Genomic DNA, 25,714 nt, shown 5'->3' on the forward strand with positions numbered 1-25,714 from the left:
CCCGATCTTCCAGGTTGCCGATTACGGTCTCGTCGGCGATCTCTTCGTCATCCTGCCCGAGCTGCAAAAGGCGCTTTGACGCTTTCCGTCCAGGCATATTAAAATCCGAAGGGTGGGGTAGACGAAGTCACCCCGCCCTTTTAGTTTGCGCTGCACAAAAAGCAGGCCACGAAGGCTTGAAGCAATTCCAGGAAAAATGCGTAGCGGTTTTCCGTCCGGAATTGCGGTAAACAAAGAGAAGGGAGCGCTTCCGTGCCTCGCAGAAGCGGAAATGCTCCAGACGGGATTGGGGTAATGAGCAAGATCGAGACGATCGGCATTGTCGGCGCGGGTCAGATGGGCGGTGGTATCGCCCATGTCGCGGCGCTGGCCGGCTACAAAGTTCTGATCCACGATCTCTCGTCCGACCGGATCGAGAAGGGCATCGCCACCGTCAGCGGCAACATGGCCCGCCAGGTCGGTTCCGGGAAGCTCGAGGAAAAGGCGCGCAATGAGGCGATGGCGCGCATCTCGGCGGCCTCGTCGATGGCCGATCTTGCCGCTGCCGACCTCGTGATCGAGGCGGCGACCGAGGATGAGACGGTCAAGCGCAAGATCTATGCGCAGCTCTGTCCGCAACTCAATCCGGAAGCGATCCTGGCGACCAACACTTCCTCGATCTCGATCACCCGGCTCGCTGCGCAGACCGACCGGCCGGAACGCTTCATCGGCATACATTTCATGAACCCGGTGCCGGTGATGAAGCTGGTCGAGCTGGTGCGCGGCATCGCCACCGAGGACAAGACCTTCGAGGCGGCCAAGGGCTTCGTCAACCGGCTCGACAAGACGATCACCGTCTCGGAAGATTTCCCGGCCTTCATCGTCAACCGCATCCTGCTGCCGATGATCAACGAGGCGATCTACACGCTCTATGAGGGCGTCGGCACGGTCGACGCCATCGACACGGCCATGCGGCTCGGCGCCAACCACCCGATGGGTCCGCTGCAGCTTGCCGATTTCATCGGTCTCGACACCTGCCTGTCGATCATGCAGGTGCTGCATGAAGGGCTGTCGGACTCGAAGTACCGCCCCTGCCCGCTGCTGGTGAAATATGTCGAGGCCGGCTGGCTCGGCCGCAAGACCGGCCGCGGCTTCTACGACTATCGCGGCGACCACCCGGTGCCGACGCGCTGATCTTCGCCGACTGACGGCTGCCGACGCTCAGGACGCAACGGCAAGCGGCGTCACTGTCTCGTCTCTCATGTCTTCGTCGGGTGCCGCCGAAACGCAACCGCGTCCGGCTGCCTTGGCGGCGTAGCAGGCGGCATCGGCGCGGGCGATGATCTCGTCCACCTCGCCGCAGCCGGCGCGGATCGGCGCCAGCCCTATGCTGGCGCCGATCGAATGCGGGCGACCGTCCCAGCTGAAGTTCAGGTTGCGGATGGCATCGATGATGGAACTGGCCGCGATCGCAGCCCGTGTCGGTGCGCCCGACTTCAGGATGACGGCGAACTCGTCGCCGCCGAGGCGGGCGACGATGTCCTCCGGCCCAAGCTCAATGCGGATGGCGTCGGCGACGCGCTTCAGCAGCGCATCGCCCGCGGCGTGGCCGCCGGTATCGTTGACCGCCTTGAAATGATCGAGGTCGACGAACATGAACTGGTGCTCGCCGCCGTTGAGCCGACATTGATCGACCAGTTCCTCCATCGTGCGGATGAAGCTCGAACGGTTGGCGAGCCCGGTCAGCGCGTCATGGGCCGCGGCATAGGCCAGCTGGCGCTGCAGGGCGCGCGCATCGGTGAAATCCTGGAAGACGATGACCAGTCCGCAGAACTCGTTGCGGTCGTTCATGATAGGCGACACCATTTGGCGGATGCTGCAGCGCGTGTCGTCGCGCCGGATGAGCACGGCGCGGGCGTTCTGGTCGCTGTGGTGGCGGTCGCCCGTCAGACCGATCCTCTGCCCGGTTTCCTCGTCGACCGCCCAATAGACATGGCCGAGCTCCTTGCCTAGCGCCTCGCCGGCGCCAACGCCGGTCAGCTTTTCGGCGACCGGGTTCATGAAGGTGACGCGGTTGGCGGCATCGGTGCAGATCACGGCGTCGCCGATCGACTGCAGCGTCACCCTGAGCCGCTCCTTCTCGTCGGCCAGCATAGCCGCCGAGACCTTGAGACGTTCTTCGGCTTCCTTGCGTTGGGTGATGTCGGTCAGGCTGCCGATGGCCCGGATCAGCCGGCCTTCGCCGTCGCGCTCGATCGCCTTGCCGCGGTCGAGGATCCAGACCCAGTGGCCGTCCTTGTGGCGCATCCGGAACTCGGCCTCGAAGAAGGGCGTCTCGCCGGCGAGGTGCGCGCGGTCAGCCTCTGCGACAAGCTCGCGGTCATCCGGGTGGATCATCGCCAGCCAGCGGTCGGGATCGCCGTCCAGCTCGCCATCGTCGTAGCCCAGCATCCTCACCCAGGTTTCGGAGTAGGTCGTGCCGCCCTTGCGCATGTCGAGGCTCCAGACGCCTTGTCCGGCGCTGGTCAGCGCGAAGTTCCAGCGCGTCTCCGCCTCGGCGATGCGCGCTTCGGCCTGCTTGCGCGCATCGATGTCCTCGATCTGCGACACCAGATAAAGTGGGCGACCGGTCTCCTCTTCGCGGATGACCGAGCCGGCAAGCTGCGCCCAGACAGGACTGCCGTCCTTGCGGAGGTAACGCTTCTCAAAATGGAAGGAATCGATCTTCCCCTCTTTCAGCGCGATCATCGTCTCACGGCCGATCTGCAGGTCGTCGGGATGCGTGATCTGGAAGAAAGTCAGCGCCTCGATCTCCTCGCGGCTGTAGCCGAGCATGGCAGCGAAGGCTTGGTTGGTCTGAAGGATGCGGCCGTCGAGACCTACGATGGCGACGCCGATCGCCGAATCCTCCATGGCGCGGCGGAAGCGCTGCTCGCTTTCGGCAATCTGCCGGCGGTCGTCGATGATGCGGCGGACGAACAGCGCCGAAAGAAACAGTGTGGCGGCCGTGATTGCGACCGATATCTGCAGGCAGAGCTTCAGCGCGTCCGCGCCAAAATCCAGTGCCGGCGACAGGATCGATGCCACCATGGCAATCAGCCCGCTCGCCATCAGCATCTGCACGGCGCGCCTGTCTGCCCGCGGGCCTTTCCAATTGAACCACGTCACAAAGCGATCCCACCCAATGCGCAACTGCACGTTGCCACAACCCTGACGGATCGATTTTAAGGAATGGTTGCGCAAGCGGCGGCGACGGTTCCGCTAACCGGCAAACAATTGCCGCATGATTAAAGATCGGTGTGCGATGCTACCAGCGGACGAAGAGCCGCCCGCCAAGCGCGCCGAGCGCGGTGAGAATGGCGATCGCGATCGTGTACCAGGTGGCGACGAACAGCGGCGAATCGTCGAAGCAGTGCGCGGCATAGAAGGTCGCCGCCAACCCGCCGGCCAAAAGCCCTGCGGCCGCGCCGGCCAGCACCGGCCGCGTCGGCGCGCCATAGCGCAGCATGCCCAGGAAGATCGCCAGGGGGCCGATGCCGATCAGCGGGATGAAGCTCATGCAGATCATCATGTTGGAACCCACGAGCCGCCTGCCCCAGTCCGCCTCGGGCACGGCGAAAAGCTCCAGGATCACGGCGATCACGACGAGTGCGGGCGCGACGAGCATCCATAGTTTAGCGCGCCTGCTCGCCGCACCGGGCGTCGACAGCGCCCGGATCAGGGCGAAGGCGCTGGTCGTGAGCGCCAGAGTGAAGACGAATTTCGACATGAAGCGCATCGTGTGCATGGCCGGCATGATGTCGGGGCGCGGACCGATGGTCATGAAAAAGACCATCGCCGCGACCACCGCCGCCACGCCAAAGGCTGCCCACCAGGCCGGCCCTAGTGGCATCGCCTTGCTGCGGGCATCGGCGTCGAGCGCCTTGATGAGATCCTCGGTTCTCATGTCACTGTCGTCCAAATCTTTTGGCGATCGCCGCAAGGCCGCGATGCAGCGACACCCTGACCGCGGTCTCGCTGACGCCGAGCCTCGCCGCCGTCTCGCCGATCGAGCGGCCATCGACGGAAATCGCCGCAACCACGGAGCGCTGCGCCGGCGGGAGGCCGTCCAGAGCCCGGTTTATGTCGCGCTCGCTGACCGTCTCTGCTTCCGGCTCAGCGAAAGTCTCGGCGATCTCGTCGATCTCGACCTCGATGCGACGCCCGCGCCTGCGGAACGCATCGATCAGCTTGAAGCGGGCAATCGCATAGACCCATGGCAGCACCGGCGCGTCCTCGCGCCAGGTGTGCCGTTTGACGTGAATGGCCAGCAAGGTTTCCTGCACGACATCCTCGGGGTCGACACCGCCCTGAACGATCTTGCGCCGGACGAAGCCGCGAACGAGAGCGGCAATCCGGTGCAGAAAGTCGGCGTAAGCCCTTTCGTCTCCCGCGATCGCGGCCCTGAGCAGCCGGGAAAGTTCGGCCTCGTCCTTGCCGGTCACAAGAAGTTTACCCCCCGATGTTCGCGTCTCGGCCCTGGTTTGTTACGTGGCCGGCGAAATAATGTCCAAGCCAAAGTACGGGAAAATCACGAAAGTTTGCGGCGACCGCTGCGCCTTTTCGAATTTCGCGAACAGGCGCGGCCCATGCAACATCCGAGACGGTCGCACGACACGATGCTGCTTATTTCGGAGGCGCTGCGATGATTTTTGCGCCATAGGCATGCCGCGGTCGCCTTCAGAACCCGGGAAAACAGCCTCAGGCCGGCGCTTTTCAGATTGGCATGGTCCTTGCGTCGTAGCTGGCGTGCAGAGCGTCTAGGGTTCCGGCCGTGTCGGTCACGGTGCTGGTCCGAGAGACGCAACCGCCAGGGATGCATTGAGGCATCCGGCGGAACACGGCGGGCCAAAATCCCGGGAGAACCCTGCACGGGTTTGCTGGCGCGAACCTCTCCCGGATGCGCGCTCCGTGAACCCCAACAAAAGTCCGGACGCAATCCGGACCGCAAACAGGGGTACGCAATGCTTCGCAAACTGGCTGCAATCATCCTGGCCGCGTCACTCAGCTTTCCCTTGATCCCGGCCGCGCAAGCGGCGCCCAGGAAAGACTTCAAGATCTGCTGGTCGATCTATGTCGGCTGGATGCCATGGGGCTATCTCGCCGACAGTGGCATCATGAAGAAATGGGCCGACAAATACGGCATCAATGTCGAGATCACCCGCATCAACGATTACGTCGAGAGCATCAACCAGTACACTGCCGGCGGCTTCGACGGTTGCTCGATGACCAATATGGACGCGCTGTCGATCCCCGCCGGAGGCGGCGTCGACACCACCGCGCTGATCATCGGCGACTTCTCCAACGGCAACGATGCCGTCATCCTCAAGGACAAGACCGCGCTCAAGGACATTGCCGGCCAGAAGGTCAATCTCGTCGAGCTCTCGGTCTCGCACTACTTGCTAGCGCGCGCGCTGGAGACGGTGGGGTTGGCCGAAAAGGACATTACGGTGGTGAACACCTCCGATGCCGACATGGTCGCTGCCTATGGCACCGGCGACGTCACGTCCGTCGTCACCTGGAATCCGCTGGTCTCGGAAATCGCCGCCATGCCGGGTGCCCACAAGGTATTCGATTCGACCAAGATTCCCGGTGAGATCATCGACATGATGGTCGTCAATACCCAGACGCTGAAAGACAATCCGGCACTGGGCAAGGCACTTGTCGGCGCCTGGTACGAAGCCATGACGCTGATGATTTCGGGCACGCCCGAAGGCAAGGCGGCCAAGGAAGAAATGGCCAAGGCGTCCGGCACGGATCTTGCCGGCTTCGATGCCCAGCTCGCATCAACGGCGATGTTCTTCGAGCCGGCCAAGGCAGTCGCATTCGCCAACGGCGCCGAACTGCCGAAGACCATGGACTTGGTCCGCAATTTCCTGTTCAGCCACGGCATCCTTGGCACCAATGCGCCGAGTGTCGACATGGTCGGCATGAGCTTTCCCGACGGTTCGACGCTGGGCGACGTCAACAACGTCAAGCTGCGGTTCGACCCGGCCTTCATGGCGGAGGCGGCGGGCGGAACGCTCTGACGCGGGAGCGCGACATGCTAGCCAGAGGAACCGGCATCATGCAGGCCGGGGTAGGCCCCGAAGTCGCGCGCCTGCAACTTAGCAGGCCGAAAGCGCGGCTTCGCCTCATCAACGCGACGGTCTCGCGCGGCGGAGCGTTGCTGCTTGGGACGCTGCCGTTTGCGGCCGTGGCGATTGCCTATCTCTTCGCTTCGGCGCAAAGGCTGGCGGTCAATCCCAGCGACAAGCTGCTGCCCTCCCCGGCACAGATGTGGTCGGCGTTCTTCGATTTGGCGACCGTGCCGGACAAGCGCTCCGGCGACCTGATCCTGTGGGCCGACACCTATGCCAGCCTGGTCAGGCTGTTCGCCGGCGTCGGCATGGCCACCCTCGGCGCGCTTTGCCTCGGCGTCGCCATCGGCTTCATCCCGCGCGTCAGGGCGTTTCTCCTGCCCTTCGCTACGGTGGTCTGCGTCATCCCGCCACTGGCACTGTTGCCGATCCTGTTCATCGCGCTCGGCCTCGGCGAAACGGCCAAGATCACCTTGATCGCCATTGGCGTGGCGCCGGTCATGGTGCGCGACATCGCCAACCGGGTGATGGAACTGCCGCCCGAGCTCATCGCCAAGGCACAGACGCTCGGCGGCAATAGCTGGACCATGGTTCTGAGGCTGGTGCTGCCGCAGGTCATGCCGCGCCTCATCACTTGCGTGCGGCTGGCGCTCGGACCGGCCTGGCTGTTTCTGATCGCGGCGGAGGCCATCGCCTCTACCGAAGGGCTGGGCTACCGCATCTTCCTCGTCCGCCGTTATCTGTCGATGGACGTCATCCTGCCTTATGTCGCCTGGATCACACTGCTCGCCGTGACCACCGACTGGCTGCTCGTGCGGCTCTCGCACATCATTTCCCCTTGGGCTCATCCGGTGCAGAACAGATGAGCCGCATCGTCGTCCACGGACTGGAGAAAAGCTACGGCGACGCCCGCGTGCTGGAGCGGGTCAACATCACCGCCGAGCCGGGCGAATTCCTGTCGCTGGTCGGCGCCAGCGGCTGCGGGAAATCGACCTTCCTGCGCATCCTGCTTGGCCAGGAACAGCAAAGCGGCGGCGTGGTCGTCGTCGGCGACCAGCCGATCGTGCCGGAGCCGACGCCGCAGCGCGGCATCGTCTTCCAGCGCTACTCGGTGTTTCCGCATCTGACCGCGCTGCAGAACCTGCTGCTGGTCGAGGACTTCCGCTCCGGCGGACCGTTCGGCCGCGTCTTTGGCGCCAGACGCAGAAGCGCCAGGCAAGAGGCCGAAACCATGCTGGAACGGGTCGGGCTTGCCCATGCGCGCCACCTCTATCCGGCCTCGCTCTCCGGTGGCATGCAGCAGCGGCTGGCGATCGCGCAGACCTTGCTCGGCCGGCCGCAGATCCTGCTTCTCGATGAGCCGTTCGGGGCGCTCGATCCGGGCATCCGCGTCGAGATGCACGAATTGCTCACCGAGCTCTGGACCGAACACGGCATGACCGTCGTCATGGTCACCCACGATATCGGCGAGGCGTTCAAGCTCGGCACCCGCGTGCTTGTCTTCGACAAGGTGCGCCACGATCCCCAGTTTCCGTCCGCCTATGGCGCGACGATCACCTACGATCTGAAGCTCGACCGCAAGAGCCGGGCTTCCGCACGAGACGTGGCCGAAGTGGCCGCGATGGTCGGGACGACCCGACTGGACAGCGCAATCGCGACGACGGCGTCGTAACGGAGGTTTTTCATGCACAGAGACATTCCAGCGCGCCGGCACCGCCGGGCCGGGCTGTTTGATCGCCAGCCGCGCCAGCGTTTGCATCATCCCAACTTCGAGATCCGCGACATGCAGGGCTGGAAGTCCATCGAGGCGGAAGGAAAGCTGCCCGAGGACGGCTGGCGCAAGGAACAGAAATGGGCGCTCGACATGGGTCTGCCGGGATCGGATTCGATCATCGACAAGTCGATCCCGACATTCGCGCGAGGCGAGTTGCCGCATTTCGCCGGCATCAACACCTTCCTCAAGGCGCCCTATGTCGAGAACGTCCGCGATGTCGGCAGGTATGACGCTGCCGTCATGGGCATTCCCTTCGACAGCGGCACCACCTACCGCCCGGGAACACGTTTCGGGCCGCAGGGGATCCGTCGCATCTCGGCACTCTACACGCCTTACAACTACGAGCTGGGTGTCGATTTGCGCGAGCAGATGACGCTGTGCGACGCCGGTGACGTCTTCACCATCCCAGCCAATCTCGAAAAGAGCTTCGACCAGATCACCAAGGGCGTCAGCCACGTGGCCTCGTCGGGCGCGCTGCCGATCATGCTGGGCGGCGACCATTCAATCGGCTTTCCTTGCGTGCGCGGCATCGCCGACGTGACCTCCAAGCGCATCGGCATCATCCATTTCGACCGCCACATCGATATCCAGGAAAAGGATCTCGACGAGCGCATGCACACGACGCCCTGGTATTGGGCGACCAACCTGCCGAATGTCTCGGCCACCAATCTGGTGCAGCTTGGCATCGGCGGCTGGCAGGTGCCCCGCTATGGCGTGGCCGAGGCCAGGAAGCGCGGCACCAACGTGCTGACGATTTCCGACATCGAACAGATGGGGCTGGAGAAGGCGGCGGAGATCGCGCTCGAGCTCGCATGGAAGGACACCGACGCCGTATACATCTCCTTCGATGTCGACAGCATCGATTGCGGTTTCGTGCCGGGCACGGGCTGGCCGGAGCCTGGCGGCTTCCTGCCGCGCGAGGCGCTGAAGCTGCTCGGGCTGGTCTCGGCGCCCGGCATCTGCGGGCTGGAAGTGGTCGAGGTTTCGCCGCCCTACGACACCTCGGACATCACCGCGCTGTTCGGTGTGCGGGTCGTCGTCGAGGCGCTCGGCTCGATGGTCGCGCACGGCAATCTCGGTAAACACAAATCCATCATCGACAAGCCGACGAGCTTTTGACCATGCACGATGATCATCATCACCACAGCCATGACCATGCCGACGGCCACCATCACGGGCCGAACGGCCATCACCACCATCCGCACCCAGTCGGCCACAACGGGCCGGTCGGCAAGCCATTGCAGTGGCAGACCCCGCATCTGCCGCGCGAACATGCGCCCGAGCCCGCCGACCCGCGGACGACGGATCTCGATCTTGTCGAAGTCGCCTTTCTCGACGGATTTTCACGGGCGCCTGACCCCTCCAGTTTCCTGCGCCTCGCCGGCATTCCGTTCCTCGGCGAAACCGCCGACGGCATGCGGCTGCATCTTCTGCGCGTCGAGACGCAGGACATGGTCGATGTCGGCGCCGTCATGCCGCTGATCGGTGGCGCCGGCGTGACCTACAATCCGCTGCCCGCGAAGCTGACGTCACACCGGCGCCGACTGGCATTCGTCTACCATGACGGCAATGGCCAGCGGCCCCTCGATTTCAGCGAGGCACGGCTTCTGATCGACAGGTCCGCAGCGGCCGAAATCGCTATGCGCGGACAGTGAATGCCGGCTTTGACTCGGATCCTCCCCCTTTTCACATAGGTTCAGACCATGAACAGAATGCTTTCGATTCTCACCAGGCTTGCTCCGGCGGCCACGGCGACTCTCATACCGTCACTGGCCTTCGCTCATAGCGGCGGCTTTCATGTCCACGGCCTTCTGAGCGGCCTTCAACACCCGCTGGCCGGCATCGACCATCTGCTTGCGATGCTGTCGGTCGGCATCATTGCAGCGCGAACCGGCGGCAGGGCCGCCATCCTCGTGCCGGCGTGTTTCGTCGCGGCGATGGTCACGGGGGCCATGCTTGGGATCGCTGGTATCGGCTTGCCATCGCTGGAGTCCGGGATCGCGCTGTCGCTGGTGATTTTCGGCGCCATGGTTGCGCTCGCCAGGCCGTTTCCGCTTGTCTTCGCCGCAACGCTGACGGCGCTCTTCGGCCTCTTCCACGGCAACGCCCATGGTCTTGAGATTCCGCAGACGGCCGGTGGCATGGCCTATGCGATGGGCTTCCTGGCCAGCACCTCGGCTTTGCACGCGACCGGAGTACTGGCCGCCCTGACGTTGCGGAGCAGGCCGGCAGCCATCCGCGCGGCAGGGATCGGCACCTCGCTGGTCGGAGTAGCGCTGGCCGCGCAGCTCTTTTGAACCGGCGGCTCAGGGATCGCACGAACAGGAGGCGGAGCCATGCCCAGGCCATTGACGATCTGGCGGCGCATTCGAGAGCTGCTGTACCAGATCTTGAAGGTACGAGCCGAACGGCTCTGACCGCATTTGCCCGGCAACCCCCACCGTACGGGACCCGGTGTTACGGGCCTGTGCGACCGGAGATTGTTCGGCTTGAAAACAACGAATGGCCATCGGGTACCGCCAGGCGGCTCCGCAGGATCCCGTGACCCCAATCACATGGATTTGTCCGCGCGGCACCGGCTTTCACGCCTCCGCGACGGAATGAGCCATCTTAACAATGTTGACTATCGCTATCAGGTATTGATAGGTGCAGCCGTCGCCCGAGGCGGACCACCAAGATCAAGGACCATGCCATGAAATATGCTCTTTCCACCCTCGCCGGCGCCGCGCTGGCGCTCGGCCTGATCGCCGGCCCGGCCCTGGCCGAGGATGCCGGCATCATCGTCTACAATGCCCAGCACGAGAGCCTTGCCAAGGAATGGGCGGCGGGCTTCACCAAGGAAACCGGCATCAAGGTGACGTTGCGCAATGGCGGCGATAGCGACTTCTCCAACCAGATCGTCGCTGAAGGCGCCGCGTCGCCGGCCGATGTGTTCCTGACCGAGAATTCGCCGGCCATGGCGCTCGTCGAGGCGGCCGGCCTGTTCGCGCCGGTCGACGCCGACACCCGCGCCCAGGTGCCGCAGGAATACCAGCCCTCGACCGGCAAGTGGGTGGGTGTCGCGGCACGCAGCACCGTCTTTGTCTACAACAAGGACAAGCTCAAGGAAGACCAGCTGCCGAAATCGCTGCTCGACCTCGCCGATCCGAGCTGGAAGGGCCGCTGGGCCGCCTCGCCGTCCGGAGCCGATTTCCAGGCCATCGTCAGCGCCCTGCTCCAGCTCAAGGGCGAGGCCGCGACCACCGACTGGCTGAAGGCGATGAAGGACAACTTCACAGCCTACAAGGGCAACAGCACGGTGATGAAGGCGGTCAATGCCGGCGAGATCGATGGCGGCGTGATCTATCACTATTACTATTTCGGCGATCAGGCCAAGACCGGCGAGAACAGCAAGCATATCGGGCAGCACTATTTCAAGAACCAGGACCCGGGGGCGTTCGTGTCAATCTCCGGCGGCGGCGTGCTGGCCTCGAGCAAGCATCCAAAGGAAGCCCAGGCCTTCCTGAAGTGGGTGACCGGCAAGGGCGGCCAGGAGGTTTTGAAGACCGGCACGTCGTTTGAATACGCGGTCGGCAAGGGTGCGGAGTCCAACCCGAAGCTGGTGCCGCTGGCCGACCTGCAGGCGCCGAAAGTCGATCCGGCGACGCTGAACTCCAAGAAGGTCATCGACCTGATGACGCAAGCCGGCTTGCTTTAGTTCGCGTTCGTCCTAAAAGGACAACCGACCGTGCTCCTGCGGGAATTCGCTTTCCGCGGGAGCGTTTTTGTTTTGGAGATGGCCTCGTCGATGACGATCAGCTGCCTTTCCGGCCGCGTTCGCGGTGCATCGGATCGCCTTCGTCCTTCGAGCCTGGCGATGCATTCCTTCTGATGGCATCCGCGATCGACCTCACGCCTTCAGGCTTGCCGGGTGCCGCAGGGCAGAGCCGTCGGTCCACGTCGTGGATCACGCTTGCCGCCGTCCTCGTCTCGCTGATCGCGCTGCTGCCGCTCGCCTTCATCGTCTGGACCGCGATCCAGTCCGGCTGGGAGACCGTGCTGGCGCTGATCTTTCGCGCTCGCGTCGGCGAGCTTCTGGCCAACACCATCCTGCTCGTCGTCGTGACTGTGCCGATCGCCATCGTGCTGTCGGTGGCGCTCGCCTGGCTGACCGAGCGCAGCGACTTGCCGGGCAATCGCTGGTGGTCGTGGCTGTCGGTCGCGCCGCTCGCCATCCCGGCCTTCGTCCACAGCTACGCCTGGATCAGCCTGGTGCCGGGTCTGCACGGGCTGTGGGCGGGGGTGCTGGTCTCCGTCATTGCCTATTTTCCGTTCCTCTATCTGCCGATCGCGGCGGCGCTGCGCCGGCTCGATCCGGCGCTTGAGGATGCCGCGGCCGCCCTTGGCCTCGGCCCATGGCGCGTCTTCGCGCGTGTCGTGCTGCCGCAGTTGAGGCTGGCCATCTGCGGCGGCTCGCTGCTGATCGGCCTGCACCTGCTTGCCGAATATGGGCTTTATGTCTTCATCCGCTTCGACACCTTCACCACGGCGATCGTCGACCAGTTCCAGTCGACCTTCAACGGCCCGGCGGCCAACATGCTTGCCGCCGTGCTGGTCTCCTGCTGCTTCGTGCTGCTTGCCGTGGAGGTGATCGTGCGCGGCGAGGAGCGTTATGCGCGCGTCGGCTCCGGCGCCGCGCGCCAGCAGCAGCGCGCCGGGCTGGGTCGCGCCACGTTGCCTTGCCTGCTGCTGCCTGCCGGCACCGCGCTGCTTGCGCTCGGCGTGCCCTTCGTCACCGTCGGCCGCTGGCTGCTCGCCGGCGGCGCGGACGTCTGGCGTTGGGACGAGATCGGCCTGGCGCTCGGCCAGACGCTGTTGCTTGCCATCGCCGGCGCGCTGCTTGCCACGATCGCCGCGATGCCGATGGCCTGGATCTCGATCCGCGCGCCGAGCCCCTTGCAGCGCCTGCTGGAGAGCTGCAACTACATCGTCGGCTCGTTGCCTGGTGTCGTCGTCGCGCTGGCGCTGGTCACCATCACCGTGCGCGTCGCCTTGCCGCTCTATCAGACGCTCTTCACCATCCTCTTCGGCTATTCGCTGATGTTCCTGCCGCGCGCGCTGGTCAGCCTGCGCGCCTCGATCGCGCAGGCGCCGGTGGAGCTCGAGCGCGCCGCCTCGAGCCTCGGCCGCCCGCCGCTCAGGGCGCTATGGTCGACGACGATCCGGTTGTCGGCGCCGGGTGCGGCGGCCGGCATGGCGATGGTGGCGCTCGGCATCACCAATGAACTGACCGCCACGCAGATGCTGGCGCCGAACGGCACCCGGACGCTGGCGATGGCTTTCTGGTCCTACAGCGGCGAGATCGACTATGCCTCGGCCGCCCCTTACGCCTTGATCATGGTTGCGATGTCGCTGCCGATGACCTGGGTGCTCTACGTCCAGTCGAAGCGGATGGCCGGCCGATGAGCTTCCTCGAACTCAGCGGCGTGGCGAAATATTATGGCCCGGTGGCAGCACTCGCCGGCGTCGACCTCACCGTCGAAAGCGGCAGCCGCACCGCGATCGTCGGGCCCTCCGGCTGCGGCAAGACAACCCTGCTCCGGCTGATCGCCGGCTTCGAGGCGCCTGACCGTGGCCGCATCGCGCTCGACGGCAAGGTGCTCGCCAATGGCGGCGCGGCCGTGCCGGCGCATCGCCGCGGCATCGGCTTGGTGGCGCAGGACGGCGCCCTGTTCCCCCATCTCACCATCGCCGACAATATCGGTTTCGGCATGCCCCGAAACGCCGAGAAGCGCGCCGAGCACATTGTCGAGCTCGCCTATATCGTCGGGCTGGACAAGGCGATCCTGAAGCGCCGTCCGCACGAGCTTTCCGGCGGCCAGCAGCAGCGCGTGGCGCTTGCCCGCGCCATGGCGATGAAACCCCGGCTGATGCTGCTCGACGAGCCGTTCTCTGCGCTGGACACCGGACTTCGTGCCTCGATGCGCAAGGCGGTGGCCGAGCTTCTGGAGGACGCCGGGATCACCACCATCCTGGTCACCCACGACCAGGCCGAGGCGCTGTCCTTCGCCAGCCAGGTGGCCGTCATGCGCGACGGCCTGTTCTCGCAGGTCGGCACACCGCGCGAGCTCTATTTCCAGCCCAAGGACAGGATGGTTGCCGAGTTCCTCGGCGACGCCATCATTGTGCCGGCCAAGATCGCCGACGGCTTTGCCATATCGCCGCTCGGCCGCATCGCCGTCGACACCGCCGAGCGGCGCGACGTCGCCCGCATCATGCTCAGGCCCGAGCAGGTGCTGCTCAAGCGGACCTCGCGCGAGGGCATGTCGGGAACGCCGGACATGCTGTTCGGCGAGGTGACGGACTCCGAATTCGCCGGCTCGGTCTGCACCATCGCGGTGCGGCTGCTCAACAGCCCCGACCCGCCGGATGCCGCCGCGATCGGCAACACACCGCTCATCCTGCGCAGGACCGGCATGGACGCGCCCTCGGTCGGCGAGATCGTGCGCCTCACCGTCTCCGGCAAGGCGCACGTGTTTGTCTGAAACGGCGGGTCGGCGCGCTTCCTCCTATCGCACCCGCTCGCCTGTCTCCGGCGACCAGAGCGGCCAACTCTCCAGGAAATCGTGGCTGTGCACGACGACGCGCTGCCCATCGATCAGGATGATCGAATAGGCCGGCGGCGCCTGCTCGACCACCTCTTCGCCGACCAGGTCGAGCATGAAACGGGCGTGCAGGCCGCGCTGCGCCGAGAACGGGATGCCGGCGACAGTGCCGGCGATGTCGCGATGGACATGGCCGAAGAAGATGTAACGGACATTGCCGTGCCTCGTCAGCACGTCGACGAGCCGTTGCGGCTCCTCGAGCCCGAGCGGGTCGAGCAGGGTGAGACCGAGCTCGACCGGCGGGTGGTGCAGGAAGAGATAGGCGGCCTTACCCGCCACCTCGGCGAGCCTGGCATCCAGCCAGGCAAGCCGGTCGTCGCACAGTTCTCCGGTGACGCGGCCTTCGGCCAAGCTGTCGAGGAAGACCAGCCGGCCCTCGGGTGTATCGAAGACCGATTGCACGAAGCCGTTGCCGTCGGTTCCGTTTTTCGGGAAGGCAGCGATGAGGTTAGCGCGGCGGTCGTGGTTTCCGGGCAGCAGCCGGCAAGGCACGGAAAGCCGGCCGAGCGCCGTTTTCAGATCGGCATAGCTTTGCGTTCGCCGGACTCGGTCAGGTCGCCGGTGAAGATGCAAAGCGCGGCATCGCCATGGCGGGCGTTGATATGGTCGATACAGCGGTCGAGCCGCTCATGCAGGTCCACGCCAAAGCGGACCTCGCCCCGACGACCGAGATGGACGTCGGTAACCTGGATGACTTTCATTCCGTGAACCTCTATCGATCTTGCAAAGCCAGCCCTAGCCAACCGAAGGCGACTATAGCGCGGGCTCCGGCACCGAAGCCTTGAACACGTCGAGCCGGCTTCCCGTCTCCGACGAGAAGAAATGCAGGTCTGTCTCGGAGAATTGCAGGCCTATCGCGCTGCCGGGCTCGGGATGGACGGTCTCGGAGGTCACCACCGAGAACGGCGCGCCGTCGAGATCGACATAGACAACCCGGCCGGCGCCAAGCTCTTCCACCAGATCCACCGTCGCTGCGAGCGCGCCGGGCGTTCCCGGCGCCACCATGCCCACGGCCTCAGGCCGGATACCCACCGCGACCTTCGAGCCCACGGAGAGGCCCGCGCGTGAGACATTGAGCTTGCGGCCGCCACCGAGCAGCGACAGCCCTTCAAGCGTGACTTCGCCTTCGAGCACGTTCATGGCCGGGGCGCCGACGAAGGTCGCCACGAAGCGGCTCGCCGGCCGGCTGTAGACCTGCGCCGGCGTGCCGACCTGCTCGACGCGTCCGCCATTCATCACCACCAGCCGATCGGCCAGCGTCATCGCCTCGACCTGGTCATGGGTGACGAAGACGGAGGTGGCGTTGAGCCGCCTGTGCAGCTTGCGGATTTCGGAGCGCATCTGCACGCGCAGCTTGGCGTCGAGGTTGGAGAGCGGCTCGTCGAAGAGGAAGACCTTGGGCTCGCGGATCATGGCGCGGCCCATTGCGACGCGCTGGCGCTGGCCGCCGGAAAGCGCCATCGGCTTGCGGTCGAGCAGATGCTCGAGTTCCAGGATGCGGGCGACCGCCTGGATGCGCTGGGTGCGTTCGGCGGCGGGAACGCCGGCCACCTTCAGCGAATAGCCGATGTTCTGGGCCACGCTCATATGCGGATAGAGCGCGTAGTTCTGGAACACCATGGCGCAGCCGCGCTTGCGCGGCTCGAGCTTGTTGACCACCGCGCCGTCGATGGCGATCGTACCGTCGGAGATTTCTTCCAGCCCCGCGATCATGCGAAGCAGCGTGGACTTGCCGCAGCCGGACGGCCCTAGGATGACGACGAACTCGCCGGATGCGATGTCGAGATCGACGCCGTGCACGACCTGCATCTTGGCGTAGCTCTTCCGGACGTCCCGGATGGCGATGGAGGCCATTTTATCGTCTCCCTATTTTTCGGTGGCGATCAGGCCGCGCACGAACCAGCGCTGCATCAGCACCACGACGATCAGCGGCGGCAGCATGACGATCAGCGTGCCTGCCATGGCGATATGCCATTCCGGCGCGCCGCCGACATTGGGAATGAGCTGCTTCAGCTCGGTCACCGCCGTCGCATGAGACTGATCGGTGGTGATGAGCAGCGGCCACAGATACTGGTTCCAGGCCCACAGGAACATGATGGTGCCGAGCGCCGCCATGTTGTTGCGCGACAGCGGCAAGAGGATGTCGATGAAGAAGCGCAGCGCACCGGCGCCGTCCATGCGCGCGGCTTCCGTCAGTTCATCCGGCACCGTCAGGAAGAACTGGCGGTAGAGGAAGGTGCCGGTGGCGGTGGCGATCAGCGGCATGATCAGGCCGGTATAGGAGTTGAGCAGCCCCAGGCTGAGTTGGACCTGAACGCCGAAGATCTTCTCGATCAGCCAGCTGATCCCGGTCACGTCCATGATTGCCTGATAAGGCGACAGGACATTGGCGACCACCGCATAGGTCGGCACGATGCGCACTTCGAGCGGCAGCATCAGCGTGACGAAGATCAGCCAGAAGATCAGCATCCGCCCGGGATAGCGGAAATAGACGATCGAAAAGGCTGTGAGCGCCGAGATGATGACTTTGCCGGCGGCGACGCCAGCCGCCATGACGAAGCTGTTGAAGAGCTTAGGGCCGAGGTCGGCCGTCGTCCAGGCCGTCTTGATGTTGACGAAGAAGTCGCTGCCCGGCAGCAGCGACATCGGCACGTCGTTGACGTCCTTCAGATTGTGCGAGGCGGCGATCGCCACGATCACGAACGGCGCAATGCAGAAAACGAAGCCGGCGAACAGTATGAGATGCGTGAAGAAGTTGAGGATCGGGGTGCGCTCGACCATGGCGGCCTCACCGGTAATGCACGCGCCGCTCGATGAAGCGGAACTGGACGATGGTGAGGGCGACGATGAGCAGCATCAGGATGATGCTCTGCGCGGCCGCGCCCGAATAGTCGAGGCCTCTGAACCCGTCGGAATAGATCTTGTAGACCATCAGATTGGTGGCGTTGGCCGGGCCGCCGGCGGTCATGATGTCGACGATGCCAAAAGAGTCCTGGAAGCTCTCGGTTATGTTGATGACCAAGAGGAAGAAGATCGTCGGCGTGATCAGCGGAAACTGGATGTCCCGGAAGCGGCGGACGACGCCGGACCCGTCCATCGCCGCCGCCTCAATCAGCGAGCGCGGGATCGCCTGCAGGGCAGCGAGGAAGAAGATGAAATTATAGCCGACATATTTCCAGGAGAAAGCGAGGATGATGGAGGCCATCGCATCGGCGCCGTCGAGGCCGGGGTCCCAGAAGCCCGGCCAGAACTGATTGGCGAAAGCCATGAAGCCGGCTTCAGGCGCCAGGATGAAACGGAACGCCAGCGCCAGCGCAGGTGCCGCGATGCCGTAGGGCCAGATCAGCACGACGCGGTAGAGCCGCGAGCCGGCAAGCTGGCGGTCTGTCAGCGTGGCGAGCACCAGCGCGATGGTCATGGCAAGACCGGTGCTGATCCCGGCAAAGACAAGGCTGGTGGTGATCGAGTTCCAATAGTCGGCATTGGCGAGGATCGACCGGAAATTCTCGAGGCCGACCCAGATATTGCCGCCGCCCCAAGGCTGCTGCAGCGTCAGCGACCAGTAGACGGCCTGTCCGGCCGGCCAGTAGAAGAAGGTGAAGATCAGGATCAGCTGCGGCACCGCGAACAGGATGCCGATCGTCCATCTGCCGAAAGTGACGCGTTTTTCCATCGATCCGCCGAAGCCGCCGAACGGCTAGCCCTGATAAGAAGCGGCCGCCCGCCAGTTTATCGGCGGACGGCCTTGAAATGTCTACCGCTCAGGGCAGCGTCTTGTTCGGGTAGGTCTGCTGGAAGCGATCGAGGATCGCGTCACCGTTCTTGACCAGCGCGTCCACGCCGTCCTGCACGCTTTCCTTGTTGGCGAAGATCGCCTGCATCTGCGTGCCGAACTCGGCGCGGATTTGGGTGAAGTTGCCGAGGCGGATGCCGCGGGTGATCTCGGTCGGCTCCGAGGCGGTCAGGCTTTCGATCGCCACTTCACGGCCCTTGTAGGGCGCCTTGTCGTAGAAGCCGTTTGCCTTCATGTATTCGAAGCCCGACTTCGTCACCGGGATGTAGCCGGTGTTGGTCGACCAGAACAAAGCGGTCTTGGGGTCGTGGATGAAGTTGAGGAAAGCGGCCGCGCCCTTGTATTCTGCGTCCGACTTGCCGGAGAGCACCCACAGCGAAGCGCCGCCGACCAGCGAGTTCTTGCGCTCGGTGCCGGCATAGACCGGCAGCTCGGCGACATCCCAGCTCATGCCTTCCTTCTTGGTCTTGCCGACCGTGCCGTGGTCGCCGACCGAGGTCATGATGACCTGGCAGGTGCCGGTCGCGAAGGCCTGCACCATGTCCTGGCCGAGGTCCTTCGACTTGATCTTGATCAGGCCGTCATCATACCACTTCTTGAGATCGGTGACGTACTGGACGAACTTGGTCTTGTTCATTTCCAGGCGAGCGTCGAGGCCGTCATAGCCGTTGTTCTTGGTGGCGATCGGCTGGTTGTGGATGGCCGAGAACTGCTCCATCAGCTGCCAGCTTTCATTGGCCGAGATGTTGATCGCCATCGGGCAATCATAGCCGGCGTCCTTCAGCGCCTTGAGGTCGGCGCCGACGTCTTCCCAGGTCTTCGGCGCCTCGGTCTTGCCGATCTTGGCGAAGGCGTCCTTGTTCCAGTACATCAGCGCCGTCGACGAGTTGAACGGGAAAGACAGCATCTCGCCCTTCGAGGTCGCGTAATAGCGGGCGATGCCGGGGAAATAGTCGCTGTAGTCGATCTTGTAGCCATTTTCCTCCATCAGCTTGTCGGCAGGCTTGTAGGCGCCCGACAGCATCATGGTGGCGGTGCCGACGTCATAGACCTGGACGACGGTGGGCTGCTTGCCGGCGCGGAAGGCGGCAATCGTGTTCTGCAGCGTGGCGTCGTAATTGCCCTGGCTGGTGCACACGACCTGGTAGTCGGACTGCGAGGCGTTGAAGTTCTTGCACAGCGTGTCGACGACGCGTGCGAGATCGCCCGACAGGCCGAACCAGAAATCGAATTTGACCGGCTCTGCAAAGGCGGGAACCGCGAGCGCGGTGCCGAGCGCGCCGGCGGCAAGGGCAGTGAGGCCCCGCTTGATGATCGTCATGGTTTTTCCCTCTTGAGTGGCAGTTGACAAGGTTTTGCGCAAGTCCTTGCCCGCTCTCTTAGAGAAGGTATGTGACAGTTCTGTTGTGGCCCCAAACTCAGTAGGTGGGTCCTGTAGGCGGCCGCTCTCTCCTCCCCTCGGCGGTCGCACCGGCATGAAAACGTCATATCGGCGGCCTAGGAAGCTAGGGCACTAAAAAGCGGCGTAAAGACAGCCTATGATTAACCGGCTAAATTGGACAAGTGACATGCTGGTCCCGCAATTGACCCATGTGGCGATTACCGAACGCCATGCGATGCGGGAAGGCCCGCGCGACAGCGCCACCCATATGCGCCACGCCGCCGCCATTCCGGCGCTGGGCGAGATCGAGATCGGCGGCAAGGCATCCCGGGACGGCGCCGGCGACAGCCTGACGGTGATGGCCTGGAACGTCGAGCGGCTTCGCCATGTCGAAGCGATTGCCGCGACGATCGCCGGCCAGGCGCCGGACGTGGTGCTGCTGACCGAGTTGGACAAAGGCATGGCCCGCTCCGGCAACGGTCATCCGTTGAGCCGGCTTACCGATCGGCTCGGCCATGCCTTTGCCTATGGCGTCGAGTTCGTCGAACTCGGCACCGGCAACGAGACGGAACAGACGGCGACCGGCGAGGCCGAGAATGAGGAAGGCTTTCACGGCAATGCCGTGACGAGCGCCGTGCCGCTGAACCGTCCATTCCTCATTCGCCTGGATGCCGCCGGCGGTTGGTTTCGGCCCGAGCGCGGCCAGCCGCGCATCGGCGGTCGCATGGCGATCGGCGGCCAGGTGCTGCTCGGCGAGCGCCGGGTGACTGTCGTTTCGGTGCATCTCGAAAACCGCACTGGTCCCGCCGGTCGGGCGGACCAGACACGCCATCTCCTCGATGCCATCGACAAATACGATGCGGACGCGCCCGTGCTGATTGGCGGCGACTTCAACACGCTGACCGCCAGCCACGAAGAACGTCACGACGACCGGGCGGCATGGCTGGCGCGCGTCGCCGCCGAACCGGGCCGGCTGATCAACGTCGAGCGCCACGAACCATTGTTCCAGTTGCTTGCCGAACGCGGCTACGGCTGGCGCGATGCCAACACGCTCGACCGGCCGACCCAGCGGCGCGCCTCCGGCGATCCGACGCCGACCGGCCGCATCGACTGGTTCTTCACCCGCGGCCTTGCGGCAACAGCGCCGGCCACCCTGCCGGCGCTGTTGCCGGATGGCAGCCCGAGCGCCGATCACGACGCGCTCGTCGTCACGGTTCGCGTTGAATGACGGCGGTTCGGCCGCCGGACAATACAAACTGAGAGGCACGCCTTGGTTGCAGGCGCGCTAATCGATTCTTCAGCCGTCGAGCCCTAATCAATCTCAACTTGATTGATGCGGGAAGATCAGGTGAAGCAAGATGTTGACCGTCTATAATTGCATCGTGCACGAGCATGATCTGAGACTGGTCGCGCTTGCCGCGCTCATTTGCGGTATCTCGTCTTTTTCGGCGGTCAATCTTCTTCGCCATGTCGAGCAATCGACCAGTCGGTATCGCTATGCATGGCTGTTGATTGCGGCCACGGCCACCGGATTCGGCATCTGGGCGACGCATTTCATCGCCATGGTCGCCTTCACGCCGGGAATACCCAATGCCTATAACGCGGAGCTCTCGGCGCTTTCGCTGGCGGCTTCCGTCATCCTGACGGCGGCGGGAATGTGGATCGCCACGGTGCGCGGCGGCATCGATCACTACCTTGTCGGCGGCGCCGTGCTCGGCGCCGGCATCGCCGTGATGCACTATACCGGCATGGCGGCGTTCGAGGTCCAGGGCAGGATCGTCTGGAATGAGTTGCTCGTCGCGCTTTCGCTGGTGGCGGGCGTCACGCTTGCCGCGCTTTCGCTGCTCGTCGCGTTGCGCCGCCCATCGACCCTGGCGACGATCGCCGCCGCCGTCATGCTGACGCTGGCGATCTGCACCTTGCATTTCATCGCCATGGCCGCCGTGTCGATCTACCCGGATTCCTCGATAGAAATCTCTCAGTTCACCATAGCGCCGATGTCGCAGGCCTTCGCCGCAGCGGCGGGGAGCTTGGTCATCCTGGTGCTCTCGGCCGCCGCGCTGCGCATCGATCTGCGCTTCCGCCGGCACCGGGTCGAGGCCGAGCGCATGCATGGCCTGGCGAATGCCGCCGTGGAAGGGCTCATCGTCTGCGACGGCAGCCGCATCGTCAGCGCCAACGACAGCATCGCGGCGCTGAGCGGCATCGCGCCCGGCACGCTGAACACGATGACGCTTGGCGACCTTTTCGGCGAGCGTATTGCCTCGAGCATTGCCGCCGGCAACGGCCAAGCGCAGGAAACCGAGCTGCGCAGCCAGGACGGCACCCGGATTCCCGTCGAGCTGATCGCCCGCAGCATCGACTATTGCGGCAAGCCTCACGATGTCGTCGCCGTCCGCGACACACGCGAGCGCAAGAAGGCCGAGCAGGAGATCGTTCGCCTCGCGCATTTCGACCCGCTGACCGGGCTTGCCAATCGCCGCAGCTTCACCGGCCGGCTCGAAGCCGAGATCGCCGCGGCGGACGGCAGCGGCAAGGGCGGGCAGCTTGCGCTGATGCTTCTCGATCTCGACCGTTTCAAGGAAGTGAACGACCTCTTCGGTCATGCCGCGGGCGACGCCGTGCTGCAAAGAGTGGCGCAATGCGCTTCGAGCGTGCTGCGCCATGGGCAGATGCTCGCCCGCCTCGGCGGCGACGAGTTCGCCATCATCGCCCCTAACCTTCCCGGACCGCAGGCTGCCGGCCGCATCGCCGAGGCGGTACTTTCCGCGCTGCGCCAGGAGAGCCAGCTGTCGCCCGGCGGTGAGCTGGTGTCGGCCAGCGTCGGCATCGCCCTCTACCCGCTGGACGCCGACGAGCAGGCGGCGCTGGTCAGCCACGCCGACACCGCGCTCTATCGCGCCAAGGCCGAGGGCAAAGACACTTTCCGCTATTTCGAGGCCTCGATGGGTGCCGAGACGCGCGACCGGCGCGCCATGGAGCATGATTTGCGTCAGGCGGTGGCGCGCGGCGAGTTCCGGCTGGTCTACCAGCCGCAGAAGGAAATCAGCAGCGGCAAGATGATCGGCTTCGAAGCCTTGATCCGCTGGCATCATCCGGAGCGCGGCAATATCCCGCCGTCCGTTTTCATCCCCGTGGCCGAGGACAGCGGCGCCATCGCCCAGATCGGCGAATGGGTGCTGGCGACGGCTTGCGAGGAAGCCGCGCGCTGGAAGAATCCGCTGACGATCGCCGTCAACGTCTCGGCGGTGCAGCTTCACAACCCGAATTTCAGCTGCAAGGTGCACGAGATCCTTCTCCGCACCGGCCTTGCGCCCGGCCGGTTGGAGCTTGAAGTGACCGAGACGGCGCTTATCAAGGATATGCCGCGGGCGCTGGCGACCCTGCGGCAGGTCAAGGCGCTTGGTGTCCGCGTCGCGATGGACGACTTTGGAACCGGCTATTCGTCCCTTTCCAATCTGCGCGCCTTCCCCTTCGACAAGATCAAGATCGACGGCTCATTCATAAAGTCGGTCGACACGAACGGCCAGGTCGCGGCCATCGTGCGCGCCGTGCTGGGGCTGGGGCGAGGCCTCGGCCTGCCGGTTCTGGCCGAAGGCGTCGAGACGCTGGACGAATTGCGCTTCCTCGATGCCGAGGACTGCGAGATCGGCCAGGGATACTATCTCGGCAGGCCAGGCCCGATCGAAACCTTCAGCGAGCTGACCGGCGTGCTGGCGCTGGCAGCCAACGATCGCGTTGGATCGCGCGGCGGCAGCATTCTGATTCTGGAGCCGGCCGCCGCATCCCGCTCGATCTGATCGTTGCTCGATCCGAAGGTCAGCGACGTAAAACCCGGCTTTCCTCTTTCGGGATCACGGTGCAAGCGCGGCTTCCACCAGCCGCTTGGCATCAGGGCTCGACCATTCCGCCGGGCCGTTCATATGCGCGATCAAGCAGCCTTCGCCGTCGATCAGCATCGTCACCGGCAGGCCCAGCGCCAGGCCGCGCGTCTTGACCTCGTTGAACAGGGCAATCGTCGGGTCGCGGTAGTAACCGAGCGTCTCGACGCCGATCTCCTTGAGGAATTTCCTCGGCTTGGCGTCGTCGCCGGTGTCGACATTGACCGCGACCACCTCGAAGGCGTTGCTGCCCTTTTCCTTCTGCAGCGCGTCGAGCGCCGGCATCTCGGCGCGGCAGGGCGCGCACCATGTCGCCCATAGATTGAGCAGCACCGTCTTGCCGGCATGATCAGCGATGGTCATCGGCTTGCCGTCGGGCCCGTTGAAGGCGAGGCTCTTCAGAGACTGCGGCGGATCGGCCGGCTGCAACGCCGCGACCTGGCCGACGGCCTTGGCCGCAACCTGCTTGGCCCGCTCGGCCTTGACCTTGCAGGCAACCTCGTCCTTGCCGTCGGCACTCGCGGACTGAGGCGGGGCGTTGTTGCCAGAACCGCTCTCGCTGACATATACCGCGACCGCGCCGGCCAGCACGCCCGCCACCAGGGCGGCGAGGATGAGGCGCGGGGCCGGGAAGAATTTATTGCCGTCTGCCATTTTCTTAAAAACTGCTCCGGAGCACGGGTTATAGCGATGAGCGACAAGAAGGCCAGCAACCAGATGTGGGGCGGACGTTTTGCCTCGGGTCCGGCCGCGATCATGGAAGCGATCAACGCGTCGATCTCCTTCGACCGCAAACTCTACGCACAGGACATCCGCGGATCGATCGCCCACAGCGAGATGCTGGCGCAAACGGGCATTATTTCGGCCGCCGATCAAGAAAAGATCGCTCACGGCCTAAACACGATCCTGAAAGAGATCGAAGCCGGCAGGTTCGAATTCTCGACCAAGCTCGAAGACATCCACATGAATGTCGAGGCGCGCCTTGCCGACTTGATCGGCCCGGCTGCGGGGCGCCTGCACACCGCCCGCTCGCGCAACGACCAGGTGGCGGTCGATCTGAGGCTCTGGGTCAAGGAAGAATGCCAGCGCGTCGCCCAGGCGCTGAAGGACCTCATCGCCGCGTTCCTCGAACGCGCCGAGGAGCACGCGGCGACGGTGATGCCCGGCTTTACCCATATGCAGGCCGCGCAGCCGGTGACCTTCGGCCATCACTGCATGGCCTATGTCGAGATGTTTTCCCGCGATCTCTCGCGCGTTCGCGATGCCATCGAGCGGATGAACGAAAGCCCGCTGGGCGCCGCGGCGCTCGCCGGCACCAGCTTCGGTATCGACCGCCACATGACGGCGAAGGCGCTCGGCTTCCGCGAGCCGATGCGCAATTCCCTGGACAGCGTTTCCGATCGCGACTTCGCGCTCGAGTTCCTTGCGATCGCCGCGATTTGCGGCACGCATCTGTCGCGGCTGGCCGAGGAGATCATCATCTGGTCGACGCCGCAATTCGGCTTCGTCCGCCTGTCGGATAGCTTCTCCACCGGCTCCTCGATCATGCCGCAGAAGAAAAATCCCGACGCCGCCGAGCTGGTGCGCGGCAAGACCGGCCGCATCAACGGCCACCTGGTCGGCCTGCTGACGGTGATGAAGGGCATGCCGCTGACCTATGGCAAGGACATGCAGGAGGACAAGGAATCGGTCTTCGACGCCGCCGAGACGCTCGACCTGATGCTGGCGGCGACCGCCGGCATGGTGCGCGACATGACCGTGAACGCTACCGCCATGAAGAAGGCCGCCGGCGCGGGTCACGCGACCGCCACCGACCTCGCCGACTGGCTGGTGCGCAATCTCGGCCTCCCCTTCCGCGAGGCCCATCACGTCACCGGCCGGGCAGTGGCTCTTGCCGAGGAGAAGAAGGTCGGCCTGGAAAAGCTTTCGCTGGAGGACCTGCGCTCGATCCATCCGGGCATCACCGACGGCATCTTCTCGGTGCTCGCCGTGCAGAATTCGGTGAGGAGCCGCACGAGTTTCGGCGGCACCGCGCCGTCGGAGGTGAAGAAGCAGATCCGTTACTGGAAAAAGCGGCTGGCCAAGGCGTGATGCCGGATGCAATACGCCGAAAACTCGGCTAAAAGCGGCACCACAAGAAAAA

General features: G+C 64.6%; 23 protein-coding genes and 1 riboswitch. Of the genes, 13 read left to right on the forward strand and 10 right to left on the reverse strand.

What is annotated here, in order from left to right; all coding sequences use genetic code 11:
* Positions 1–294 precede the first annotated feature (294 nt).
* Positions 295–1,173 (forward strand): 3-hydroxybutyryl-CoA dehydrogenase, encoded by an 879-nt coding sequence (locus EH240_RS06760; protein WP_124996646.1) that lies wholly within the window; start codon positions 295–297, stop codon positions 1,171–1,173.
* A gap of 27 nt (positions 1,174–1,200) precedes the next feature.
* Here the strand turns inward: EH240_RS06760 and EH240_RS06765 are convergent, their stop codons facing one another.
* From EH240_RS06765 to EH240_RS06775, 3 genes are all read right to left on the reverse strand, one after another.
* On the reverse strand, positions 1,201–3,147 hold the full coding sequence (locus tag EH240_RS06765; protein WP_245435849.1) for a PAS domain S-box protein: 1,947 nt from the start codon (positions 3,145–3,147) through the stop codon (positions 1,201–1,203).
* A gap of 139 nt (positions 3,148–3,286) precedes the next feature.
* Positions 3,287–3,925 (reverse strand): NrsF family protein, encoded by a 639-nt coding sequence (locus EH240_RS06770; protein ID WP_124996647.1) that lies wholly within the window; start codon positions 3,923–3,925, stop codon positions 3,287–3,289.
* 1 nt (position 3,926) lies between these two features.
* Complete coding sequence (locus EH240_RS06775; protein ID WP_124996648.1) at positions 3,927–4,463, reverse strand: sigma-70 family RNA polymerase sigma factor; 537 nt, start codon at positions 4,461–4,463, stop codon at positions 3,927–3,929.
* 304 nt (positions 4,464–4,767) lie between these two features.
* Positions 4,768–4,883, forward strand: a riboswitch (guanidine-I (ykkC/yxkD leader).
* A 99-nt stretch (positions 4,884–4,982) separates the two neighbouring features.
* On the opposite strand from EH240_RS06775, the gene EH240_RS06780 reads away from it, so the two are divergent.
* The 9 genes from EH240_RS06780 (at position 4,983) to EH240_RS06820 (ending at position 14,396) form a co-directional block, all read left to right on the forward strand.
* Positions 4,983–6,047 (forward strand): putative urea ABC transporter substrate-binding protein, encoded by a 1,065-nt coding sequence (locus EH240_RS06780; RefSeq protein ID WP_124996649.1) that lies wholly within the window; start codon positions 4,983–4,985, stop codon positions 6,045–6,047.
* 38 nt (positions 6,048–6,085) lie between these two features.
* On the forward strand, positions 6,086–6,964 hold the full coding sequence (locus EH240_RS06785) for an ABC transporter permease (RefSeq protein WP_124996834.1): 879 nt from the start codon (positions 6,086–6,088) through the stop codon (positions 6,962–6,964).
* On the forward strand, positions 6,961–7,770 hold the full coding sequence (locus EH240_RS06790; RefSeq protein WP_124996650.1) for an ATP-binding cassette domain-containing protein: 810 nt from the start codon (positions 6,961–6,963) through the stop codon (positions 7,768–7,770). Before EH240_RS06785 ends, EH240_RS06790 begins: the two co-directional genes overlap by 4 nt.
* Before the next feature lie 12 nt (positions 7,771–7,782).
* Entirely contained in the window at positions 7,783–8,991 is a 1,209-nt protein-coding gene (locus EH240_RS06795; protein WP_124996651.1) for an agmatinase family protein, read from the forward strand.
* Positions 8,992–8,993: 2 nt separating this feature from the next.
* Positions 8,994–9,527 (forward strand): hypothetical protein, encoded by a 534-nt coding sequence (locus EH240_RS06800; protein WP_124996652.1) that lies wholly within the window; start codon positions 8,994–8,996, stop codon positions 9,525–9,527.
* A 48-nt stretch (positions 9,528–9,575) separates the two neighbouring features.
* Positions 9,576–10,169, forward strand: coding sequence for a HupE/UreJ family protein (locus EH240_RS06805; RefSeq protein WP_124996653.1), 594 nt, complete (start codon positions 9,576–9,578; stop codon positions 10,167–10,169).
* Positions 10,170–10,564: 395 nt separating this feature from the next.
* Positions 10,565–11,569 (forward strand): iron ABC transporter substrate-binding protein, encoded by a 1,005-nt coding sequence (locus EH240_RS06810; protein ID WP_124996654.1) that lies wholly within the window; start codon positions 10,565–10,567, stop codon positions 11,567–11,569.
* A gap of 173 nt (positions 11,570–11,742) precedes the next feature.
* Positions 11,743–13,317, forward strand: coding sequence for an ABC transporter permease (locus tag EH240_RS06815; protein ID WP_124996655.1), 1,575 nt, complete (start codon positions 11,743–11,745; stop codon positions 13,315–13,317).
* Positions 13,314–14,396 carry an ABC transporter ATP-binding protein gene (locus EH240_RS06820; protein WP_124996656.1) on the forward strand — a complete coding sequence of 361 codons (1,083 nt, stop codon included), beginning with the start codon at positions 13,314–13,316 and terminating at the stop codon, positions 14,394–14,396. Before EH240_RS06815 ends, EH240_RS06820 begins: the two co-directional genes overlap by 4 nt.
* Before the next feature lie 24 nt (positions 14,397–14,420).
* Here the strand turns inward: EH240_RS06820 and EH240_RS06825 are convergent, their stop codons facing one another.
* From EH240_RS06825 to EH240_RS06845, 6 genes are all read right to left on the reverse strand, one after another.
* On the reverse strand, positions 14,421–15,008 hold the full coding sequence (locus EH240_RS06825) for a metallophosphoesterase (protein WP_245435850.1): 588 nt from the start codon (positions 15,006–15,008) through the stop codon (positions 14,421–14,423).
* Between the two features lie 23 nt (positions 15,009–15,031).
* Positions 15,032–15,217: a metallophosphoesterase family protein gene (locus EH240_RS38775; RefSeq protein ID WP_245435851.1), complete on the reverse strand. Its 186-nt coding sequence runs from the start codon at positions 15,215–15,217 to the stop codon at positions 15,032–15,034.
* A 52-nt stretch (positions 15,218–15,269) separates the two neighbouring features.
* Positions 15,270–16,370 (reverse strand): sn-glycerol-3-phosphate ABC transporter ATP-binding protein UgpC, encoded by a 1,101-nt coding sequence (gene ugpC / locus EH240_RS06830; protein ID WP_124996657.1) that lies wholly within the window; start codon positions 16,368–16,370, stop codon positions 15,270–15,272.
* A 12-nt stretch (positions 16,371–16,382) separates the two neighbouring features.
* Positions 16,383–17,297 carry an ABC transporter permease subunit gene (locus EH240_RS06835; protein ID WP_124996658.1) on the reverse strand — a complete coding sequence of 305 codons (915 nt, stop codon included), beginning with the start codon at positions 17,295–17,297 and terminating at the stop codon, positions 16,383–16,385.
* Positions 17,298–17,304: 7 nt separating this feature from the next.
* Positions 17,305–18,189 (reverse strand): carbohydrate ABC transporter permease, encoded by an 885-nt coding sequence (locus EH240_RS06840; protein WP_124996659.1) that lies wholly within the window; start codon positions 18,187–18,189, stop codon positions 17,305–17,307.
* A gap of 88 nt (positions 18,190–18,277) precedes the next feature.
* Positions 18,278–19,630 carry an extracellular solute-binding protein gene (locus EH240_RS06845; protein WP_124996660.1) on the reverse strand — a complete coding sequence of 451 codons (1,353 nt, stop codon included), beginning with the start codon at positions 19,628–19,630 and terminating at the stop codon, positions 18,278–18,280.
* A 247-nt stretch (positions 19,631–19,877) separates the two neighbouring features.
* On the opposite strand from EH240_RS06845, the gene EH240_RS06850 reads away from it, so the two are divergent.
* Positions 19,878–20,918, forward strand: coding sequence for an endonuclease/exonuclease/phosphatase family protein (locus EH240_RS06850; RefSeq protein WP_124996661.1), 1,041 nt, complete (start codon positions 19,878–19,880; stop codon positions 20,916–20,918).
* 130 nt (positions 20,919–21,048) lie between these two features.
* The gene (locus EH240_RS06855; RefSeq protein WP_124996662.1) at positions 21,049–23,490 is read left to right on the forward strand and encodes a sensor domain-containing diguanylate cyclase; all 2,442 of its coding nucleotides are present in this window, start codon (positions 21,049–21,051) and stop codon (positions 23,488–23,490) included.
* Between the two features lie 54 nt (positions 23,491–23,544).
* Here EH240_RS06855 and tlpA read toward each other — a convergent pair whose 3' ends face one another.
* Positions 23,545–24,225, reverse strand: coding sequence for a thiol:disulfide interchange protein TlpA (gene tlpA, locus EH240_RS06860; protein WP_124996663.1), 681 nt, complete (start codon positions 24,223–24,225; stop codon positions 23,545–23,547).
* A gap of 36 nt (positions 24,226–24,261) precedes the next feature.
* Here tlpA and argH point away from each other — a divergent pair, with 36 nt between their 5' ends.
* Positions 24,262–25,662, forward strand: coding sequence for an argininosuccinate lyase (gene argH, locus EH240_RS06865; RefSeq protein ID WP_124996664.1), 1,401 nt, complete (start codon positions 24,262–24,264; stop codon positions 25,660–25,662).
* Positions 25,663–25,714 lie beyond the last annotated feature (52 nt).

Origin of the sequence: Mesorhizobium tamadayense, assembly GCF_003863365.1 — a bacterium.
Taxonomy (GTDB): Bacteria; Pseudomonadota; Alphaproteobacteria; order Rhizobiales; family Rhizobiaceae; genus Mesorhizobium; species Mesorhizobium tamadayense.

Bases quoted from the DNA above. Each gene is read 5' to 3' on its own strand.
- EH240_RS06760 (WP_124996646.1), top strand. From the start codon at position 295: ATGAGCAAGATCGAGACGATCGGCATTGTCGGCGCGGGTCAGATGGGC.
- EH240_RS06770 (WP_124996647.1), bottom strand. From the start codon at position 3,925: ATGAGAACCGAGGATCTCATCAAGGCGCTCGACGCCGATGCCCGCAGC.
- EH240_RS06780 (WP_124996649.1), top strand. From the start codon at position 4,983: ATGCTTCGCAAACTGGCTGCAATCATCCTGGCCGCGTCACTCAGCTTT.
- EH240_RS06785 (WP_124996834.1), top strand. From the start codon at position 6,086: ATGCAGGCCGGGGTAGGCCCCGAAGTCGCGCGCCTGCAACTTAGCAGG.
- EH240_RS06790 (WP_124996650.1), top strand. From the start codon at position 6,961: ATGAGCCGCATCGTCGTCCACGGACTGGAGAAAAGCTACGGCGACGCC.
- EH240_RS06795 (WP_124996651.1), top strand. From the start codon at position 7,783: ATGCACAGAGACATTCCAGCGCGCCGGCACCGCCGGGCCGGGCTGTTT.
- EH240_RS06800 (WP_124996652.1), top strand. From the start codon at position 8,994: ATGCACGATGATCATCATCACCACAGCCATGACCATGCCGACGGCCAC.
- EH240_RS06805 (WP_124996653.1), top strand. From the start codon at position 9,576: ATGAACAGAATGCTTTCGATTCTCACCAGGCTTGCTCCGGCGGCCACG.
- EH240_RS06810 (WP_124996654.1), top strand. From the start codon at position 10,565: ATGAAATATGCTCTTTCCACCCTCGCCGGCGCCGCGCTGGCGCTCGGC.
- EH240_RS06815 (WP_124996655.1), top strand. From the start codon at position 11,743: ATGGCATCCGCGATCGACCTCACGCCTTCAGGCTTGCCGGGTGCCGCA.
- EH240_RS06820 (WP_124996656.1), top strand. From the start codon at position 13,314: ATGAGCTTCCTCGAACTCAGCGGCGTGGCGAAATATTATGGCCCGGTG.
- EH240_RS38775 (WP_245435851.1), bottom strand. From the start codon at position 15,217: ATGAAAGTCATCCAGGTTACCGACGTCCATCTCGGTCGTCGGGGCGAG.
- ugpC (WP_124996657.1), bottom strand. From the start codon at position 16,370: ATGGCCTCCATCGCCATCCGGGACGTCCGGAAGAGCTACGCCAAGATG.
- EH240_RS06835 (WP_124996658.1), bottom strand. From the start codon at position 17,297: ATGGTCGAGCGCACCCCGATCCTCAACTTCTTCACGCATCTCATACTG.
- EH240_RS06840 (WP_124996659.1), bottom strand. From the start codon at position 18,189: ATGGAAAAACGCGTCACTTTCGGCAGATGGACGATCGGCATCCTGTTC.
- EH240_RS06845 (WP_124996660.1), bottom strand. From the start codon at position 19,630: ATGACGATCATCAAGCGGGGCCTCACTGCCCTTGCCGCCGGCGCGCTC.
- EH240_RS06850 (WP_124996661.1), top strand. From the start codon at position 19,878: ATGCTGGTCCCGCAATTGACCCATGTGGCGATTACCGAACGCCATGCG.
- EH240_RS06855 (WP_124996662.1), top strand. From the start codon at position 21,049: ATGTTGACCGTCTATAATTGCATCGTGCACGAGCATGATCTGAGACTG.
- tlpA (WP_124996663.1), bottom strand. From the start codon at position 24,225: ATGGCAGACGGCAATAAATTCTTCCCGGCCCCGCGCCTCATCCTCGCC.
- argH (WP_124996664.1), top strand. From the start codon at position 24,262: ATGAGCGACAAGAAGGCCAGCAACCAGATGTGGGGCGGACGTTTTGCC.